Source organism: Citrobacter sp. VF227, from assembly GCF_052950715.1.
In genome coordinates, this window is sequence record NZ_JBRFVF010000001.1 from 941252 (window position 1) to 959149 (window position 17898).

A 17898-nucleotide genomic window follows, 5' to 3' on the forward strand; every position below is an offset into this window, starting at 1 on the left:
TAGCAACCAAGGAGCACAGCGTGAAGCAATCACTGGGATTACTTGAAGTTAGTGGTCTGGCATTAGCCATCAGTTGCGCGGACGTCATGGCGAAAGCCGCCTCCATCACGCTGGTGGGCCTCGAAAAAACCAACGGCTCAGGCTGGACGGTGATCAAGATAATCGGGGATGTGGCCTCCGTTCAGGCGGCCATTTCCACCGGGGTCAGTTTCGCTGAGCAACGTGACGGGCTGGTGGCTCACAAAGTCATATCCAGACCCGGGGAAGGTATTCTGCCACATAGCGTCACTCCGCAATCTGAACCAGCGCCGGAGCCCACACCAGTTGTACCGCAGGAAGAGATGTTTGTGGATCATGCAGAGCCTGAAACGCCGCAAGAAGCAGAGTTGATTAGCTGCAATCTGTGTCTTGACCCTGCCTGCCATCGTCAAAAGGGCGAGCCGCGCACTCTTTGTCTGCACTCAGGTAAACGAGGTGAAGCGTAATGGATAAACAGCAACTGGAGACAACGGTCACTAAAGTCCTGGATGAAATGCGCGAGCGCCCTATTCCGCTGGGGATCTCTAATCGTCACATTCATCTTTGCGCTGAAGATTATGGCCGCTTGTTTCCTAATCAGCCCATTAGCGAGAAAAAGGGGCTGTTGCAACCAGGACAATATGCGGCAGAGCAGACTGTCACGTTAGTTGGACCAAAAGGTCAGTTAAAAAATGTGCGCTTACTCGGCCCACTGCGCAGCAAAAGTCAGGTCGAAATTTCTCGTACCGACGCTCGCACGTTGGGAATTGCTGCCCCACTGCGAATGTCGGGCAATATCGAAGGCACGCCAGGCATTCGCCTTGTTAGTCCATTTGCTGAGCTGGATATCGCATCCGGGGTGATCGTCGCCCAACGGCATATCCATATGTCGCCGCTCGATGCCCTGATACTGCGAGTTACCCATGGAGATAAAGTTTCTGTTGCCATTAATGGCGACGAACGTCGACTGATTTTCGATAACGTCGCCGTACGTGTTTCGCCGGATATGCGCCTTGAGATGCATATCGATACAGACGAAGCCAATGCCGCAGGCGCTGATAATCCACAGGCATTTGCCACACTGGTGACCTCACGATGAACAACGAACTGCTGCAACGCATTATCGAGGAGGTTGTTTCCCGATTAAAAAAACGCGCGGAAAGCACGATCTCCCTTAGCGTCGCGCAGTTACGGGAAATCGATCCACGGACATTATGCTGCCAATACTCGTCGCTCCATCTCCTGCAGGCCGACCTGCCCTTACTGGAGCAAATTGCCGATGGCTGCCCAGCCAACATGTCGGTGGTAACGATCCACGAAGCACTGGCATGCGGAGTCCGCGTGAAAATTTCGTTGCAACACCGGTTGTTACCCGCAATCCCCGTGAAAAAGCTCGCGCGTCTGCCACTGGAGTTCAGTGACGAGCTGGGGCGAATCATCGTGTTGCATCCTGAAAAGCTTCTCAGCTACGCCGACGTCGCCCAATTGAAGGGTGGCGTACTGGTACTACGCCGTCGATGTGTCGTGACGGCTCTGGCTCAGGAAGCGGTCGGTACGCGAAAAGTCCAATTAATTAAGCAGGAGTGAGCTATGCATCTGGCCCGGGTTACAGGCGTTGTGGTTTCCACGCAAAAATCTCCATCACTGGTGGGAAAAAAACTGTTGCTGGTACGTCGGGTGAGTGCTGACGGAGAGCTTCCCGCATCCCCTGTGAGTGGAGATGAAGTCGCCGTTGATTCTGTCGGCGCAGGAACTGGAGAACTGGTGTTACTCAGCAGCGGCTCCAGCGCCAGACACGTTTTTACCGGCCCTAATGAGGCCATCGATCTGGCTATCGTCGGCATTGTCGACACGCTTTCTCGTTAGGAGGAACTATGGCGATTTATACCCGCACTGGCGATGCCGGCACAACAGCTCTCTTTACCGGACAACGCGTGAGTAAAACGCATCCGCGCGTCGAGGCTTACGGTACGCTGGATGAACTTAATGCGGCACTCAGCCTGTGCGTTTGCGCGGCGAAAAACCCGCAGCACCGCCAGTTACTTGAAAATATTCAACTGCAGCTTTTCTGGTTTAGCGCCGAACTGGCAAGCGAGAGCGAACAGCCAACGCCAGAACAGCGCTACATCAGCTCAGAAGAAATTGCGGCGCTGGAAACCGCCATTGATACCGCAATGGGGAGAGTACCGCCCCTACGCAGCTTTATTTTACCTGGCCGTAGTGAGGCCGCCAGCCGTCTGCACTTTGCCCGCACGCTGGCTCGTCGCGCAGAGCGGAGACTGGTCGAACTCTCCACTGGGATCTCCGTCAGACACGTGCTGATGCGTTATATCAATCGCCTGTCTGACTGCTTATATGCGCTCGCACGAGCAGAAGATCACGACGCCCATCAAAACGACATTATTCAGAAAGTGTCGGAGCGCTATCTTGCAGCCATCCGTCGTTCAGACAACAGGGAGCCGACTATGTCACTGTCTTTTCAGGAGCTCCACCAACTGACTCGCGCTGCGGTGGCGAGAGCAGAAGAAATTCAGGTTCCTGTCGTCATTTGCATTGTTGATGCGAACGGAACTCAAACGGTGACCTGGCGCATGCCTGACGCATTGCTCGTCAGTAGCGAACTGGCACCGAAAAAAGCCTGGACCGCCGTGGCGATGAAAACCGCCACGCACGAGCTGACATCAGCAGTGCAGCCGGGCGCTGCGCTTTACGGTCTGGAAAGCCATATGCAGGGAAAAGTCGTCACTTTCGGTGGCGGGTACGCGTTATGGCGCGAGGGTTTACTCCTTGGGGGTCTTGGCATCAGCGGGGGAAGCGTTGAGCAGGATATGGATATTGCAGAAACGGCCATTGCGGCGATTAACGTGAGAACACATCAATGAATACTTCAGAACTTGAAACGCTTATTCGTAACATTTTGAGTGAACAACTCGCCCCGGCAAAAGCAGAAGTTAAGGGTAATGGAATTTTCCCTTCCGTTGACGAAGCGATTGATGCCGCGCATCAGGCTTTTCTGCGTTATCAGCAATGTCCATTGAAAACCCGCAGCGCCATCATTAATGCCCTGCGAGAAGAACTGACGCCTCACCTGGCTTCACTGGCTGCCGAGAGTGCTGCCGAAACCGGAATGGGTAACAAAGAGGATAAATTCCTCAAAAACAAAGCTGCGCTGGACAACACCCCGGGTATCGAAGATCTCACTACCACGGCGCTAACTGGCGACGGCGGCATGGTGTTATTTGAGTATTCACCGTTTGGCGTGATTGGCTCCGTTGCCCCAAGTACTAACCCGACAGAAACCATTATTAACAACAGCATCAGTATGCTGGCTGCGGGAAACAGCGTTTATTTTAGCCCGCATCCGGGTGCTAAAGCGGTTTCACTGAAGCTAATTGCCATGATTGAAGATATTGCCTTCCGCTGCTGTGGGATCCGGAATCTTGTCGTCACGGTCACAGAACCCACTTTTGAAGCTACCCAGCAAATGATGGCGCACCCTAAAATCGCAGTTCTGGCGATTACCGGTGGCCCTGGCATTGTTGCTATGGGCATGAAAAGCGGGAAAAAAGTCATTGGCGCAGGCGCAGGCAATCCGCCCTGCATTGTTGATGAAACAGCCGACCTGGTTAAGGCGGCGGAAGATATCATCAACGGCGCATCCTTTGATTACAATCTCCCCTGCATTGCTGAGAAGAGCCTGATCGTTGTTGATGCCGTTGCCGAACGCCTGGTTCAACAAATGCAGTCATTTGGCGCGATGCTTCTCAATAGCGAAGAGGTAGACAAACTGCGCACAGCTTGTCTGCCAGAAGGCATGGCCAATAAAAAACTGGTCGGGAAAAGCCCAGCAAGTTTACTGGAAGCCGCTGGAATACCGGTTCCTGCAAAAGCACCGCGATTATTGATAGGTATCGTCAAGGCTGACGACCCGTGGGTTACCAGCGAGCAACTGATGCCAATGCTCCCCGTCGTTACGGTGAGCGATTTTGACAGTGCGTTAACGTTGGCCCTGAAGGTTGAAGAGGGACTGCATCACACCGCCATTATGCACTCACAAAATGTGTCCCGTTTGAATCTTGCCGCGCGCACGCTTCAGACCTCCATTTTTGTGAAAAATGGTCCTTCTTACGCCGGGATTGGCGTGGGTGGAGAAGGCTTTACCACCTTCACCATCGCGACCCCAACCGGTGAAGGAACGACATCTGCGCGCACCTTCGCACGCTCTCGTCGTTGCGTGCTAACAAACGGTTTTTCTATTCGCTAATGGAGCCGTTATGAAACGCTTTTCACTGCAAACTCGATTGTACAGCGGCCAGGGAAGTCTGGATGTGCTCAAGCGCTTTACAAATAAGCATATCTGGATTATTTGCGATGGTTTTCTCGCGCGTTCTCCCCTGATTGAAAAGCTGCGCGACGCTCTGCCAGCGGATAACCGCATCAGCATTTTCAGCGATATCACTCCCGATCCCACCATTAGCACGGTAGTGCAAGGGATTGCGCAAATGCAGTCCCTGCGACCGGACGTGGTGATTGGTTTTGGTGGAGGCTCAGCTCTTGATGCCGCAAAAGCCATCGTCTGGTTCAGCCGACAGTTCGGTATCGAAATTGAAACCTGTGTCGCAATCCCTACCACCAGCGGCACGGGATCGGAGGTGACCAGCGCCTGCGTGATTAGCGATCCGGACAAAGGCATTAAGTATCCATTATTCAATAATGCGCTTTACCCGGACATGGCCATCCTCGATCCGACGCTGGTCGTCAGCGTACCGCCAGCCATCACCGCGAATACCGGCATGGACGTGTTAACACACGCGCTGGAAGCTTACGTATCCACGAAGGCCAGCGACTTTACCGACGCGCTGGCTGAGAAAGCGGCACAAATCGTCTTCCAGTACCTGCCTGTCGCCGTCAGCAAAGGTGACTGCCTGGCAACCAGAGGAAAAATGCATAACGCGTCAACACTCGCGGGAATGGCATTTAGTCAGGCTGGACTGGGTATCAATCATGCGATTGCCCATCAGTTGGGCGGCCAGTTTCATCTGCCCCACGGACTCGCCAATGCGCTGCTGCTGACCCATGTCATTCATTTTAATGCACGCGATCCCCGGGCCGCAAAGCGCTATGCCCGTTTCGCTAAAGCCTGCCACTTATGCCCGAATAACGCGAACGATACGGCGGCACTGAACGCACTGATTCATCATATCGAGCTACTCAAAAAACAGTGTGCGTTACCTTCATTGAATGACGCGCTTAAAGACGGAAAGCAAATCTGGTCACAACGTATACCGTCGATGGTTCAGGCCGCGCTGGCTGACGTCACGCTGCAAACCAATCCTCGTGTTGCTGACGCTAATGCCATGCAGGAACTGCTTGAGGAATTATTATGAAGACAGCCATGACGGCAGAGTCCACGCTTTATGATGCACAGACAATTCGCGAACGAGTTCGCGCAGCGGGTGTTGTCGGGGCTGGAGGCGCGGGCTTTCCTGCTCACGTAAAATTACAGGCGCAGGTCGATACTTTTCTGGTCAATGCAGCAGAATGTGAGCCGATGCTGAAAGTTGACCAGCAATTGATGGCCGTCCAGGCTGAGCGGCTTATCCGCGGCGTTCAATATGCCATGACGGCTACCGGCGCCAGTGGCGGTATTATTGCGCTCAAAGAGAAATACCAGAAGGCTATCAATGCGTTAACGCCCCTTCTGCCTGCCAGCATCCGCTTACATATTTTGCCTGATGTCTACCCGGCAGGTGACGAGGTTCTGACCATCTGGATGGCAACAGGTCGGAGAGTTCCACCTGCCGCGTTGCCGGTCAGCGTCGGCGTGGTGGTCAATAACGTCCAGACCGTGCTCAACATCGCCAGAGCGGTGGAGCAGCAATACCCCGTTACCCGTCGTACTCTGACCGTTAACGGCGCGGTCGCCAGACCAATCACTCTCACCGTCCCAGTCGGCATGTCTTTACGTGACGTTCTGGCACTGGCCGGTGGTTCAACCGTCGACGACCCCGGCTTTATTAACGGTGGTCCGATGATGGGCGGCCTGATTACCTCTCTGGATACCCCTGTCAGCAAGACCACCGGGGGCCTGCTGGTTTTGCCAAAATCTCATGCGTTGATTCAGCGGCGGATGCAGGATGAACGTACCGTGCTTTCCGTCGCAAAAACCGTTTGCGAACAGTGCCGTTTGTGTACGGATTTGTGCCCAAGGCACTTGATTGGCCATGAGTTGTCACCTCACCTGCTGGTTCGCGCAGTTAATTATCAGCAGGCAGCCACACCGCAGTTGCTGCTCACGGCGCTGACCTGCTCAGAATGCAATGTATGTGAAAGCGTCGCCTGTCCGGTTGGAATTTCGCCGATGCGAATCAACCGCATGCTTAAACGCGAGCTACGGGCGCTCAACCATCGTTATGAAGGACCGCTAAATCCTGAGGATGAAATGGCGAAGTACCGGCTGATCCCGGTTAAACGCCTTGTGGCTAAGTTGGGCCTTAGCGACTGGTATCAGGATGCACCACTGGCTGAAACTGATTTTCCCACAGATAAAACGACGCTGTTGCTGCGCCAGCATATTGGTGCCAGCGCCATTCCATGTGTACAGCAAGGCGAACGCGTTGTTCGCGGTCAATGCGTGGCCGATGTGCCGTCCGGTGCATTAGGCGCGCCTGTCCACGCCAGTATTGACGGTATTGTCAGCGAAATTACTGAACAATCCATCACGGTCATAAGAGGTTAATCATGTCTCAGGCTATAGGGATTTTAGAACTCACCAGCATTGCCAAAGGAATGGAAGCTGGTGATGCCATGTTAAAAAGCGCGAATGTGAATTTGCTGGTAAGCAAAACCATCTGTCCGGGAAAATTTCTGCTCATGCTCGGGGGTGACGTAGGTGCAGTTCAGCAGGCGATAGCCACTGGCACTTCTCTTGCTGGTGATATGCTCGTTGACAGTCTGGTACTGCCTAACATTCACCCCAGCGTACTTCCTGCGATTAGTGGATTAAACAGCGTGGATAAGCGCCAGGCCGTAGGCATTGTTGAAACATGGAGCGTTGCGGCCTGCATCTGCGCCGCCGACCGTGCGGTTAAAGCCTCCAACGTCACGCTGGTACGTGTTCATATGGCATTTGGTATTGGCGGCAAGTGCTACATGGTTGTCGCAGGCGACGTGTCTGATGTGAATAACGCAGTGACGGTTGCCAGTGAAAGCGCGGGTGAAAAAGGTCTGCTGGTTTACCGCTCGGTCATCCCTCGCCCACATGAAAGCATGTGGCGACAAATGGTGGAAGGATAATGGAAAGACAACCCACCACGGATCGTATGATTCAGGAATATGTTCCTGGCAAGCAGGTCACGTTGGCGCATCTCATCGCCAATCCTGGTAAGGATTTGTTCAAGAAACTGGGACTACAGGATTCAGTCTCCGCCATCGGTATTCTGACGATTACCCCTAGCGAAGCCTCCATTATCGCCTGTGATATCGCCACAAAGTCCGGGGCGGTAGAGATTGGTTTTCTCGACCGTTTTACTGGCGCAGTGGTACTGACGGGCGATGTTTCCGCCGTTGAGTATGCGCTGAAGCAGGTAACCCGCACGCTGGGTGAAATGATGCGTTTTACCGCGTGTCCCATCACCCGGACGTAACTCATGAAACGCATAATGCTAATTGGTCCCAGTCAATGCGGTAAAACATCACTCACGCAGTGCATGCGGGGAGAGGTGCTTCACTATCAGAAGACCCAGGCCATAGTCTGGTCTCCCACAACAATAGACACACCAGGTGAATATCTCGAAAACCGCTGCCTGTATAGCGCGCTGCTGGCCAGCGCCTGTGAAGCAGACATCATCGCGCTTGTTCTCAATGCTGACGCGCCGTGGTCACCTTTTTCTCCAGGTTTTACGGGGCCAATGAACCGACCCGTTATCGGCCTCGTCACCAAAGCCGATTTAGCCAGCCCACAGCGTATTTCTCTCGTGGAGAGTTGGCTGGTTCAGGCTGGCGCGCAAAAAGTTTTCGTCACCAGCGCACTGGAGAACACCGGGGTCAATGAGATGTTCATTTTTCTGAATGCAAAGGAACCGTCATGTCTCACAAAATAATGGCCATTAACGCGGGCAGCTCCTCACTTAAGTTTCAGTTACTGGCGATGCCGCAGGGTGAAATGATCTGCCAGGGGCTTATTGAGCGAATTGGGATGTCAGATGCGCAGATCACCTTAAAAACACCAGCGCAAAAATGGCAGGAGACATTGCCCGTTGCCGATCATCGTGAAGCTGTAATGCTGCTACTGGAAAACCTTATCAGCCACAATATAATCAGCAGCCTCGATGAGATCGACGGCGTTGGTCATCGCGTTGCGCACGGCGGAGAATCTTTTAAAGATTCGGCGCGGGTAACCGATGAAACGCTGAAGGAAATCGAACGCCTTGCGGAACTGGCACCACTGCATAATCCGGTGAATGCGTTGGGGATTGCAGTATTTCGCCAGCTACTGCCAAACACACCGGCCGTTGCCGTTTTTGACACCGCTTTTCATCAGACTCTTGATGAACCCTCTTTCATCTATCCCCTGCCCTGGCGCTACTACGCTGAGTTGGGTATTCGACGTTATGGTTTTCATGGTACCAGTCACAAATACGTCAGCGCTCAGCTTGCTGAAAAGCTGGGGGTACCGCTCAGCGCCTTGCGCGTTGTTTGTTGTCATCTTGGCAACGGCAGCAGCATCTGCGCTATTAAAGGCGGGCAATCGGTTAATACCTCAATGGGCTTTACGCCGCAGTCTGGTGTCATGATGGGCACGCGAAGTGGTGATATTGATCCATCCATTTTGCCGTGGATTGCCCTGCGTGAAGGTAAAACACCGCAGCAGCTCAACCAATTGCTTAACAATGAGTCTGGATTGCTCGGCGTTTCTGGTGTTTCACCCGACTACCGTGACGTTGAACATGCCGCAGATACGGGCAATCACCAGGCAGCACTGGCGTTAACACTTTTTGCCGAGCGGATTCGCGCCACTATCGGCAGCTATATTATGCAGATGGGCGGGCTGGATGCGTTGGTCTTCACCGGAGGAATTGGCGAGAACTCAGCGCGGGCGCGCGCTGCAATTTGTCACAACCTGAATTTCTTAGGTCTGGCCGTTGATGAAGAAAAAAATCAGCGTAACGCCACCTTTATTCAAACGGAAAATGCGCTGGTTAAAGTGGCGGTAATTAATACCAACGAAGAGCTGATGATAGCGCAAGACGTGATGCGTTTAGCGATTTCAGAAACTGTGACCTTGGGCATTCCCGCTTAATATTGCGACGCGGCAAATTGCGGCAAATCATGGTAATAGCACGATCGCCATGACACTATGCGCCGAGGATTACCGATCATAAAGGTGAAGACGTGGCTGTTGCGCAATGTCCCGCATCGTGCGGAGAACTAATCCAGGGCTGGATTCTGGGCAGTGAGAAACTGGTCTCCTGCCCGGTCGAATGGTATAGCACCGTTGAGGTCAGTTCAGGTTCACCGCTGACAGATGAACGCCCACTTTCCCGGGCGATGGTTGACAGGTTGTTGCAGTACTGGCAATACCCGGCGCATATGAGTCAGGATATCCGTATTGATGTTCAGTCAACCATTCCTGTCGCTAAAGGGATGGCCAGCAGTACTGCGGATATTGCCGCCACGGCTATCGCCACGGCGCATTATCTGGGCCATCAGCTAAACGAACAAACACTGGCGCAGCTGTGCGTTTCGCTGGAGCCAACCGACAGCACCGTTTTTCGTAAGCTAACCCTTTTCGACCATAACGACGCTTCCACGCAAATTGGCTGTGAATCACAGCCTCAGCTTGATCTGCTGGTTCTCGAAAGTCCGGAAACATTACGTACCGCGGATTATCACCGTATTCCGCGGCATTCCGGCTTGCAGGCGGGAGCAGCGGCCCTCAGGCGGGCATGGGATAAAGTACAGGAAGCCTGTGTCAGTCAAAATCCTTACCGGTTGGGTGAAGCCGCTACCCTTAGCGCAATCGCCAGCCAGTTGCTGTTGCCGAAACCGGATTTTGATTCACTATTAGCGCTGGTTGAAGAATGTGATTTATACGGTGTCAACGTCGCGCACAGCGGCAGTGTGGTCGGGCTGATGCTGGACAGAACGCGCCATGACGTGGATTACATTAAGTGGATGCTGGCGCAGAAAAAGCTAACGGTTCACTGGCCGCAACAGCATTTGTTGCGAATGGTAACTGGCGGGGTCGAACTGCAATAAGGGTCGCCGCACCGCAGCGACCCGGACAAGCTTAAAATCGTTACTCGGCTTTCGCTTCGGTGTTTTTCACTTCACCCATAGCTTTCAGCTTTTTAGAGATATCGCGACGCTCTTTAGAGATCTCGGCATTTTTGATGATGTAGTCATCAACACGATCTTCATAATCGCTTTTCATACTGGCGATAATGCCCTGAATAGCTTCCACGCTCATACCAGGCTTGATGTAGTCGCTCAGGTTGTCCAACAGCAGGACGCGTTTCTGGTTGTCACGGATCTTTTTCTCAACGTCCTGGATTTCACGTTGCAGTTTGTTTTTACGACGGAACAGACGAACAAATTCCAGCACGTCCTGGAAAGAAGGCTTGGTAGTTTCCATTTTTACACCCCTGATAATGTGAGATTCGGATTCGTTAAAACAACGGCTAAAGTGGGTCAACATTACTTTCATGCCCGCCATACTTCAAGTTGCATCTGCATCGACAATGCCTGGTTGAAACCTGAATTATCGAGGGTAACGCCATTACAGTTACCAATGGTTTTAGCCTTTTCAGTATCATACCTCTTATCTTTGCTGAATCGAAGCAGCAGTAGAACCGATCCCCTCATCTGCTCTTTATTTGCGCAACGCGCGGCAAATTAAATGAGAGAGTAACTCCAGTTGTCGCGCCATTTCCATGTTCAACCAAACGTAGCCGTGGATGGGCGTTTCTGCGACATTATCGCCTTTATGCTCGGCAATCAGCTGGCGCAGTTCAGCCACGGTGTCATTGAGCTTTTCTGTGTTAGCAAGCACCGGTTGCGGATTACCTTCATACAAAGCGTGAGTTATCGTCAGTAGCGCCTGTTGCGTCCTGAGCTGAGTTTCTCGCAGAGTATGCGCGTTTAACATGACAAAGTGGCTGGTTCGACTGGCCCAAAGCGCATTGATTTGCAACTCAAGCATGCAAACGAGGTTGCGATTAACGGTCTGAATAGCCTCAAAGATGGATTTTTGAATGCGGGTTTCTTTACTGGCAGGAACGATGAGCCCACGCATTTTGACCACGTCGGTCAATAGCTGCTGTAAATGCTTCTCCAGCCTTGGCTGCTCAAGCAGATTAGGGGAGAGCGCGGCCTGATACACCCGATTGTACCCCGTTACACAATGTGCCAGTTGGATACGCCAGTGGATAAATGCCCTTTGCGGCCAGATACCGGTAAACAGCATCGCCAGAAACGATCCCAGAATCACGTCGCCACCGCGCCAGAACGCCGTATTCATATCCCCGGCGGGCGCGCCTACTACGACAGCAAGCGTTATGCCAATCAGCAGCGCCTGATACGGCCTTTTACCCAGTGCCAGCCAGCCGCAGAGAAACATCGCCACCGCGCACCATATCAACATAAGCGGAAGCGAGAAGAGTTCCAGACGCAGAGCCACCAACCCAAGCACCGACCCGAGGATCGTTCCGCCTATACGCTCAAAAGCCCTGGGAACGACGTTACCCCAAAAAGAAATTGGCCCCATAATCACCACCAGCGTGATCAGAGGCCATGTACCTTCAGGAATGTTCAACAGGCGAACCAACAGAAAAGTAAGGAGAAACGCCAACGCAATGCGAATACCGTGCACCACACGATAATGACGATACAAACGAATTTCAAAAGGACTCAGTGACTTATCTGCACGCACTCATGCACTCCGTCAGGGAATAGCAAAGAAGCGAATTGTACCTGTTTTTTTAGTAATAACATCATCCTGATTTACACTAAATACAGCTATTTCGACTGGACTGGGACGTACATTTCAATATCCCAGTAACCGTCCTCCATACCATTGTTCAAATAAACTTCAAAACAAGGTTTAGCGGCTATCAAATAAGTCGTATCCTGCATTAAACGCTCAAAGAACTGGTACCACGGCGTCGCAAAATCGTGATTTTGGACGCGCGCTACGGCAACAGCGTAGTCGCCCCCAGCCAGTTCGGTGAGGATCACGCCTTCGCTGTTTTCTGGAATTACAAAACCTTCAGGTACAGAAACGACGGTATCGCAGCGCAGTTTTTCAGCTGGAACAACATCAGGGTTGTCGTAATACACGGCAATCCACTCCAACGGAACAATCTGTTTACCCTCGACCCACTTCATTAACTGCTCAAAGCCTTGTTTAACTGTTTGTTCCCACGGTCCAACCATATGAAAACCGGCAATCATGCGTTTTTCGACCTGCTTTATCTCGTACTCCATACAACCTCCACCGTTACACTGTGTTTATATACAGTATATTTTTTAGGTATGTCGGCCACAAGCAAATAGTGATTATTATGTGAGCAGATTCGCACTCTTGCCAGTCTGACGCATCAGGAAAAACTACGCCTTATGATGGAAATAATCGCTCAGACGCGAGAAAACGCCGCCTTCGTTAACGGACTCCAGCGTCACCAGAGGCCAATGCGCCACCAGCTTATCCCGATCGTAGAGTTCAATTTCACCCACACGTTGATGCGCAGCGATTGGAGCGACCAGTTCTTTCTTATCAAGAACATATTTTGCTTTGATATTAGGGACTTCTGCTTTGGGTAGGGCCATCCAGAAATCCTGCTCGGTACCAAGGCTGATCTTTTCTTTATCGCCATACCAGATCCGCTCAGTACCAACCTGCTTACCACTGCGTAATACCTGTACCGTATCGAAGTTGTGTTGCCCCCATTGCAGCAGTCTACGCGCCTGGTCTTCGCGCCCTTTTGCACTTTCCGCGCCCATCACTACCGCAATCAAGCGGCGCTGCCCATCAACGGCGGAAGCAATCAGATTAAATCCGGCGCCGGACGTATGCCCTGTCTTCAGTCCATCAACGTTCATGGTTTTATCCCACAACAAGCCGTTACGGTTTTGCTGCGTGATTCCATTCCAGGTAAGGCTTTTCTCACTGTACATATGGTAGAAATCTGGTTCCCCGTGGATGATGGCGCGTGACAGCACGGCCAGGTCGTACGCCGAGCTATGCTGACCCGGTGCATCCAGACCATGTACCGTTTCAAAATGGGTGTCCTGCAGGTTAAGCTTTTGCGCATAATTGTTCATCATCGCGACAAACTGTGGCTGTCCCCCGGCGATGTAATCCGCCAGTGCTACACAGGCATCATTTCCAGAATCTACAATTAACCCCCGGCTAAGGTCACGTACCGAAACGCGATCCCCCGCTTTCAGGAACATCAAAGATGAACCCACAAATACCGGATTATCCTTTGCCCAGGCATCGCGCCCGACGGTCACAATATCTGTCGGACTAATACGCTTGCTGTCGATGGCGCGATCAACAACATAGCCGGTCATCAGCTTAGTCAGACTGGCAGGATTTCGCTGCTGGTGTTCATTACCGGCTGTCAGAATTTGGCCCGTGGTGTAATCCATTAATACCCACGCTCCGGCATTAATTGCAGGAGGCTGTGGTGAAAAGCTCACGGCCCCGGTCGCGTACGCGGGCGAAAAACTCATCGCAAAGAGTGAAGCGGCAACAAACAAACGGCGTTTCAACAGCATGTCCTCAGGAAATGGAAAAATAGCCGTTCTTTTTACGGAAGTTCTGTCGAACAAACTTGGATAAATTGCAAGAAAATGTGACATAAGGCACATTTTCTTGCTATCAGGAAAGGATTTCAGAGATATATATCAGTTAGAACGAGCCTTTACGCGGCGCGGTCTCTGCGTGATGACTGCGATGACGATGATAGCCATCGATCATACTGCGGAAAATTTGCCCTGGCGTGTCACCCAACGTACACAGATAAATATGCGCGCAGATGAACAATAAGCCCACAATTGCTAACGCCATATGCAGCACCAGCATCACCGGCCCCGCCCCGATCACCTGCGGGTAGAGGCATAACAACCCGGTAATAATCAGCAGCGGAACCAGCGCGTACATGATGGCCAGGTAGGCCAACTGCTGCAGCGGGTTGAATTTATCCTCTGCCGTTGCGGCAAACGGATGCGGTTCACCTTTCATGATGCCATACAGATAAAAGCGTGTTTGCAACAGGCAGCGTGATATCAACCCGTTAAACTTCACGCGATAATGACAACCGTTGCCGCTGGTTGCGTTTATTAACACAAAGCCAATCCAGAATGCCAGCAATGCAAAGCCACACCAGGTATGTACCTGCACCATCAATGCCACCGGTCCGACAGAGAAGTGGCCAAACATACCGCTCAGCAGAAGCAGGATAAAGAGCAGCGCGTTGCCCCAGTGCCAACGGCGGACCGCCAGCGAATAGAGATAGTCCCGATGTTCTTCTCCAGTTGCCGTTTTGGGTGCCAACATTCGACGTAACAGCGCGTGCGTGACCAGACCTGCAATCATCAACACAATAACTACGCCTGCGTAAATAAGCCACAGCGGCCAGTAGTCCGGCGTATAGTGAAGCTCTGCTCCCCAGATAGAATTCATACATTACCCTCCTGATGGATCTCTTTACGCCGATAGACACTTACCGGGCCACTACGCGTATCCTGCTGGCGATAAACCTCTTTTTGATTTATCCAGTGCTGAATTTCCGGGTCATCGCGACGGCCAAACTTCAGCGCATCCGTCGGACAAACAGAAACGCAGGCAGGTGACTGACCACTTTCCAGGCGAGTATCTGCGCAGAAGTTACATTTGTCGGCAATCCCTGTTTGCGGGTTAAGGTAACGAACATGGAACGGACAAGCGGCAACACAGTAGTCGCAGCCAATACAGCGAGACTTATCCACTTGCACTATGCCATTTTCATCACGAAATGAAGCTCCGGTCGGACAGACGCTGACGCACGGAGCATCTTCACAATGCTGGCAAGAAACACGAACAAACTGGAAGTGGGACAGGACCTCAGGTTCATGTTCGGGTGAACGGATCTGCACCTGTAAGCGGCTATATCCTTCCGGTACGTCATTGAGTACTTTGCAAGCGACCGTACACGCCTGACAACCAATACAGCGTTTCTCGTCATGCAGCATGACATAAGGGTTTGTTGCTTGATTCATGATGTTCTCCTTTCTCATGCCCGACGAAGCGTAACGCCAGCGGTGTGCACCACCGTACCGGAAACCGGACTGGTAACATGTGGCAGCAAATTACCGCAGTGTATACCGTGCGTCGTCGCCGCTGTTTTGGCTCCCGCCTTGGCGCCAAATCCCATATAAACAAACAGTGTATCGGGCCGAATTCCGGCGGTGACCAGCGCTTTACCTTTTTCTTTACCGGTCGCATTCTCCAGCCAAATCTCATCACCGCTTTTAATGCCTTTTTCACGAGCTGTTTGCGGGTGGATCCACACTGCGTTGTCCCACATCAACTCGCTAAGCAGTGGCACATATTGCGTCGCGCCGTTGGTGTGAACCGCCACTTTCCCTTGAATGAAATAGAGTTCATTGTCGCCTTTGAGCGCAAAATCGCGGACTCGCGGAATGCCGTAGCCAGGCAGAAGCGCTTCCAGCTCTTCAGAGTAGAGTTCAATTTTGCCAGATGGGGATTTAAAGCGCAGTTGCTCACCATAGGTCCCGTCGCTGTCAACCGCCACCGCCCCCGGATAACGCGCCACAAACTGACGCACCGCTTCAGGTTCACGTAGCAGCAGCGGAACACCCCACTCCCGATATCCTTTCTCACGCAGTTCAGCAGACAGCGCATGGTCGCCATTAAGCTGGTACAACTGCCGTGTCTGCATGTCCTGCCAGGGGTAGAACTGCCCAAGGCCTAATTGCACAGCCAGTTCTTTCCAGATTTGCCAACTCGGACGCGCATCACCTATAGGCTCTACAACCTGCTGACGCAGGGCATACGCTGGATTCAGGCCCGACATGTCAGAGATTTCTTCATCGCGTTCAAGGTAGGTGCATTCGGGTAACAGATAGTCAGCATATGCCGCGCTTTCGCTTAAATAGACATCGCAGCTTACCACCAGATCGAGTTGTTCAACGGTTTTGACCAGATCAGGTCGGCAGGTCACGGTCTGGAAAGGATTATGGCGGGACATGATCCAGCCTTTCACCGGATAAGGAGTCTGGTTTAACACGGCGTCGATAATGCTTTGCACCACGCCACCGCCCGCCGCGATGTACTTGAATTGCGGAGCAACCAGATCGATGCGCTGGGCCGTGGGTTTGGGTAATTTGGCATCGGGTTTTGCCAGCACTGGAGCAACCTTCTCACCGGCAAGTTTATTGTAGGTCGCCGCGGCTTTTTTCTGGTACAAGCCCCCCTCACGCTCAACATTTCCCAGCAACGCATTAAGGCTGAAAATCATACGTCGCATATCAATTTCTTCTTGTGAAAACGTCGCACGATGGCCCGGGCTAACGATAGCATGCGGCGCGCAGGCAGCCATTTCCCGGGTGACCCGAACAATGACATCAGCAGGAACATCAGCTTGCTTTTGCGCCCATTCCGGCGTGGTCTCTTGTACTGCTTCTGCCAGTTGGTCAAACCCTGTGGTGTAGCGCGTAACGAAGTCCGCGTCATACAGTTTTTCATTGATCATGACGTGACACATGGCCATCAGCACCGGCAAGTCGCCGCCCGGTTTGAGCGCATGCCATTCATCCGCCTTGCTGGAGAAGACGGACAGTCGGGGATCGAAGCTGACCATTTTTGCGCCCTTTTCCTGCGCGGCCATCAATTCATGCGTTTCGGCAACCTCAATCCCTTCATAGAGGTTGTGACCAAAAGAGACCATATAACGAGTATTGGCGATATCCATGGCCAAATCGCCGCCCATCATCACTTTGGCGGCAATCGATTTCCCGGCCGGGCATGTCGACGCGTGCGTAAAGGTATTTGGCGATCCGAAAGCCGTCGCCAGGTGAAATAAATGCCCTGAAAGCGAACCGGATTTAGAAGAAAACACGACGCCCTGAGGACCATGCTGTGTTTTTATTGCCGTCATTTTTTCGGCAATTTCTTTGTAAGCCTGTTGCCAGCTAATAACCTGCCATTCTCCGCTCCCGCGAGGTCCTGTGCGTTTCATGGGTTTAACAATACGGTGCGGGTCGTTGACCAGACTAACACCGCTGCCTCCGCGCGCGCAGACACGCGTGCCTTGTTGAGGCGCATTAGGATTCCCTTGAATAAAAACCGTTTTGTTATTAATCACCTGTGCCTGTATCGGGCAACGATAAGAACACATTTCACACAAACTTGGCGTCAGGGATGTTTTCCCCTTAATGCGCTCCGGAGAATTTCGCGCCAGTGCGCCTGGCGGAAAACTTCCTATCGCGCAGGCAGAGCAACCTATACCTACTCCTCGCAAAAAATTACGCCGACTAATGCTCATATAACCTCCTGTTATTAGATATATCCAATGATTATATGGCGTTTAAATTATTAATTTTTAACCTCACTCACATTTTATTACAATGTTGGTCAGCTAATCGGACAAAATAAAACCCCTTGTTTACAAAAGAATTTTAAAATCCCCAGAATCCAACAAATCAGCGAAAAATAACAATAACGGTTCTCATTTATATTATTTAGCAGCTAGTAACTTTCAGAAAATTTATTCCAGTAATTTCCTTTAATAGTGCAAAACTTATTAATCAATTTTATAAAAATCCTGTTCACCTCAATTTTATTGCGTACACCATTCAGCATCGATAATCGCA

20 protein-coding genes are annotated in these 17898 nt (G+C 51.9%); 13 read left to right on the forward strand and 7 right to left on the reverse strand.

What is annotated here, in order from left to right:
• The first annotated feature begins 20 nt into the window (after positions 1 to 20).
• From ACU8YC_RS04765 to ACU8YC_RS04825, 13 genes are all read left to right on the forward strand, one after another.
• Positions 21 to 485, forward strand: a complete 465-nt coding sequence (locus ACU8YC_RS04765; protein WP_446895064.1) for a BMC domain-containing protein — start codon at positions 21 to 23, stop codon at positions 483 to 485.
• Positions 485 to 1117, forward strand: a complete 633-nt coding sequence (locus ACU8YC_RS04770) for a phosphate propanoyltransferase (RefSeq protein WP_210904622.1) — start codon at positions 485 to 487, stop codon at positions 1115 to 1117. Before ACU8YC_RS04765 ends, ACU8YC_RS04770 begins: the two co-directional genes overlap by 1 nt.
• A complete protein-coding gene (gene pduM, locus ACU8YC_RS04775; RefSeq protein ID WP_187252218.1) occupies positions 1114 to 1605 on the forward strand; it encodes a microcompartment protein PduM in 492 nt (163 codons plus the stop codon). Before ACU8YC_RS04770 ends, pduM begins: the two co-directional genes overlap by 4 nt.
• A 3-nt stretch (positions 1606 to 1608) precedes the next feature.
• A complete protein-coding gene (locus ACU8YC_RS04780; protein WP_252837710.1) occupies positions 1609 to 1884 on the forward strand; it encodes a EutN/CcmL family microcompartment protein in 276 nt (91 codons plus the stop codon).
• A gap of 8 nt (positions 1885 to 1892) precedes the next feature.
• On the forward strand, positions 1893 to 2900 hold the full coding sequence (gene pduO / locus ACU8YC_RS04785) for a two-domain cob(I)yrinic acid a,c-diamide adenosyltransferase PduO (protein WP_446895065.1): 1008 nt from the start codon (positions 1893 to 1895) through the stop codon (positions 2898 to 2900).
• Positions 2897 to 4282: a CoA-acylating propionaldehyde dehydrogenase PduP gene (gene pduP, locus ACU8YC_RS04790; RefSeq protein WP_187252217.1), complete on the forward strand. Its 1386-nt coding sequence runs from the start codon at positions 2897 to 2899 to the stop codon at positions 4280 to 4282. Before pduO ends, pduP begins: the two co-directional genes overlap by 4 nt.
• A gap of 10 nt (positions 4283 to 4292) precedes the next feature.
• Complete coding sequence (locus ACU8YC_RS04795; protein ID WP_151219725.1) at positions 4293 to 5405, forward strand: 1-propanol dehydrogenase PduQ; 1113 nt, start codon at positions 4293 to 4295, stop codon at positions 5403 to 5405.
• Positions 5402 to 6757 (forward strand): cobalamin reductase PduS, encoded by a 1356-nt coding sequence (gene pduS / locus ACU8YC_RS04800; RefSeq protein WP_151219726.1) that lies wholly within the window; start codon positions 5402 to 5404, stop codon positions 6755 to 6757. Before ACU8YC_RS04795 ends, pduS begins: the two co-directional genes overlap by 4 nt.
• A 2-nt stretch (positions 6758 to 6759) precedes the next feature.
• Entirely contained in the window at positions 6760 to 7314 is a 555-nt protein-coding gene (pduT, locus tag ACU8YC_RS04805) for a propanediol utilization microcompartment protein PduT (protein ID WP_151224680.1), read from the forward strand.
• The gene (pduU, locus tag ACU8YC_RS04810) at positions 7314 to 7664 is read left to right on the forward strand and encodes a propanediol utilization microcompartment protein PduU (protein ID WP_032939586.1); all 351 of its coding nucleotides are present in this window, start codon (positions 7314 to 7316) and stop codon (positions 7662 to 7664) included. Before pduT ends, pduU begins: the two co-directional genes overlap by 1 nt.
• Positions 7665 to 7667: 3 nt before the next feature.
• Positions 7668 to 8120, forward strand: a complete 453-nt coding sequence (pduV, locus tag ACU8YC_RS04815) for a propanediol utilization protein PduV (RefSeq protein ID WP_151224681.1) — start codon at positions 7668 to 7670, stop codon at positions 8118 to 8120.
• Positions 8105 to 9319 carry an acetate/propionate family kinase gene (locus tag ACU8YC_RS04820; protein WP_151224682.1) on the forward strand — a complete coding sequence of 405 codons (1215 nt, stop codon included), beginning with the start codon at positions 8105 to 8107 and terminating at the stop codon, positions 9317 to 9319. Before pduV ends, ACU8YC_RS04820 begins: the two co-directional genes overlap by 16 nt.
• A gap of 92 nt (positions 9320 to 9411) precedes the next feature.
• Positions 9412 to 10278 (forward strand): L-threonine kinase, encoded by an 867-nt coding sequence (locus ACU8YC_RS04825; protein WP_278237844.1) that lies wholly within the window; start codon positions 9412 to 9414, stop codon positions 10276 to 10278.
• 40 nt (positions 10279 to 10318) lie between these two features.
• Here ACU8YC_RS04825 and ACU8YC_RS04830 read toward each other — a convergent pair whose 3' ends face one another.
• The 7 genes from ACU8YC_RS04830 to phsA form a co-directional block, all read right to left on the reverse strand.
• Entirely contained in the window at positions 10319 to 10654 is a 336-nt protein-coding gene (locus tag ACU8YC_RS04830; RefSeq protein WP_103771301.1) for a DUF496 family protein, read from the reverse strand.
• Positions 10655 to 10891: 237 nt separating this feature from the next.
• Positions 10892 to 11950 carry an FUSC family protein gene (locus ACU8YC_RS04835; protein ID WP_446895066.1) on the reverse strand — a complete coding sequence of 353 codons (1059 nt, stop codon included), beginning with the start codon at positions 11948 to 11950 and terminating at the stop codon, positions 10892 to 10894.
• Between the two features lie 86 nt (positions 11951 to 12036).
• Positions 12037 to 12504, reverse strand: coding sequence for a DNA gyrase inhibitor SbmC (gene sbmC / locus ACU8YC_RS04840; RefSeq protein WP_446895067.1), 468 nt, complete (start codon positions 12502 to 12504; stop codon positions 12037 to 12039).
• A gap of 123 nt (positions 12505 to 12627) precedes the next feature.
• Positions 12628 to 13800, reverse strand: a complete 1173-nt coding sequence (gene dacD / locus ACU8YC_RS04845) for a serine-type D-Ala-D-Ala carboxypeptidase DacD (protein WP_446895068.1) — start codon at positions 13798 to 13800, stop codon at positions 12628 to 12630.
• Between the two features lie 133 nt (positions 13801 to 13933).
• The gene (phsC, locus tag ACU8YC_RS04850; RefSeq protein WP_151219733.1) at positions 13934 to 14707 is read right to left on the reverse strand and encodes a thiosulfate reductase cytochrome B subunit; all 774 of its coding nucleotides are present in this window, start codon (positions 14705 to 14707) and stop codon (positions 13934 to 13936) included.
• Complete coding sequence (gene phsB, locus ACU8YC_RS04855; protein ID WP_151219734.1) at positions 14704 to 15282, reverse strand: thiosulfate reductase electron transport protein PhsB; 579 nt, start codon at positions 15280 to 15282, stop codon at positions 14704 to 14706. The genes phsC and phsB overlap by 4 nt, the downstream gene beginning before the upstream one ends.
• Positions 15283 to 15296: 14 nt before the next feature.
• Positions 15297 to 17570 (reverse strand): thiosulfate reductase PhsA, encoded by a 2274-nt coding sequence (gene phsA, locus ACU8YC_RS04860; RefSeq protein WP_210904616.1) that lies wholly within the window; start codon positions 17568 to 17570, stop codon positions 15297 to 15299.
• Between the last annotated feature and the right edge of the window lie 328 nt (positions 17571 to 17898).

Excerpts from the sequence above, each read along its gene's own strand:
- ACU8YC_RS04770 (WP_210904622.1), top strand. The coding sequence starts at position 485 with ATGGATAAACAGCAACTGGAGACAACGGTCACTAAAGTCCTGGATGAA.
- pduM (WP_187252218.1), top strand. The coding sequence starts at position 1,114 with ATGAACAACGAACTGCTGCAACGCATTATCGAGGAGGTTGTTTCCCGA.
- ACU8YC_RS04780 (WP_252837710.1), top strand. The coding sequence starts at position 1,609 with ATGCATCTGGCCCGGGTTACAGGCGTTGTGGTTTCCACGCAAAAATCT.
- pduO (WP_446895065.1), top strand. The coding sequence starts at position 1,893 with ATGGCGATTTATACCCGCACTGGCGATGCCGGCACAACAGCTCTCTTT.
- pduP (WP_187252217.1), top strand. The coding sequence starts at position 2,897 with ATGAATACTTCAGAACTTGAAACGCTTATTCGTAACATTTTGAGTGAA.
- ACU8YC_RS04795 (WP_151219725.1), top strand. The coding sequence starts at position 4,293 with ATGAAACGCTTTTCACTGCAAACTCGATTGTACAGCGGCCAGGGAAGT.
- pduS (WP_151219726.1), top strand. The coding sequence starts at position 5,402 with ATGAAGACAGCCATGACGGCAGAGTCCACGCTTTATGATGCACAGACA.
- pduT (WP_151224680.1), top strand. The coding sequence starts at position 6,760 with ATGTCTCAGGCTATAGGGATTTTAGAACTCACCAGCATTGCCAAAGGA.
- pduU (WP_032939586.1), top strand. The coding sequence starts at position 7,314 with ATGGAAAGACAACCCACCACGGATCGTATGATTCAGGAATATGTTCCT.
- pduV (WP_151224681.1), top strand. The coding sequence starts at position 7,668 with ATGAAACGCATAATGCTAATTGGTCCCAGTCAATGCGGTAAAACATCA.
- ACU8YC_RS04820 (WP_151224682.1), top strand. The coding sequence starts at position 8,105 with ATGTCTCACAAAATAATGGCCATTAACGCGGGCAGCTCCTCACTTAAG.
- ACU8YC_RS04830 (WP_103771301.1), bottom strand. The coding sequence starts at position 10,654 with ATGGAAACTACCAAGCCTTCTTTCCAGGACGTGCTGGAATTTGTTCGT.
- sbmC (WP_446895067.1), bottom strand. The coding sequence starts at position 12,504 with ATGGAGTACGAGATAAAGCAGGTCGAAAAACGCATGATTGCCGGTTTT.
- dacD (WP_446895068.1), bottom strand. The coding sequence starts at position 13,800 with ATGCTGTTGAAACGCCGTTTGTTTGTTGCCGCTTCACTCTTTGCGATG.
- phsC (WP_151219733.1), bottom strand. The coding sequence starts at position 14,707 with ATGAATTCTATCTGGGGAGCAGAGCTTCACTATACGCCGGACTACTGG.
- phsB (WP_151219734.1), bottom strand. The coding sequence starts at position 15,282 with ATGAATCAAGCAACAAACCCTTATGTCATGCTGCATGACGAGAAACGC.
- phsA (WP_210904616.1), bottom strand. The coding sequence starts at position 17,570 with ATGAGCATTAGTCGGCGTAATTTTTTGCGAGGAGTAGGTATAGGTTGC.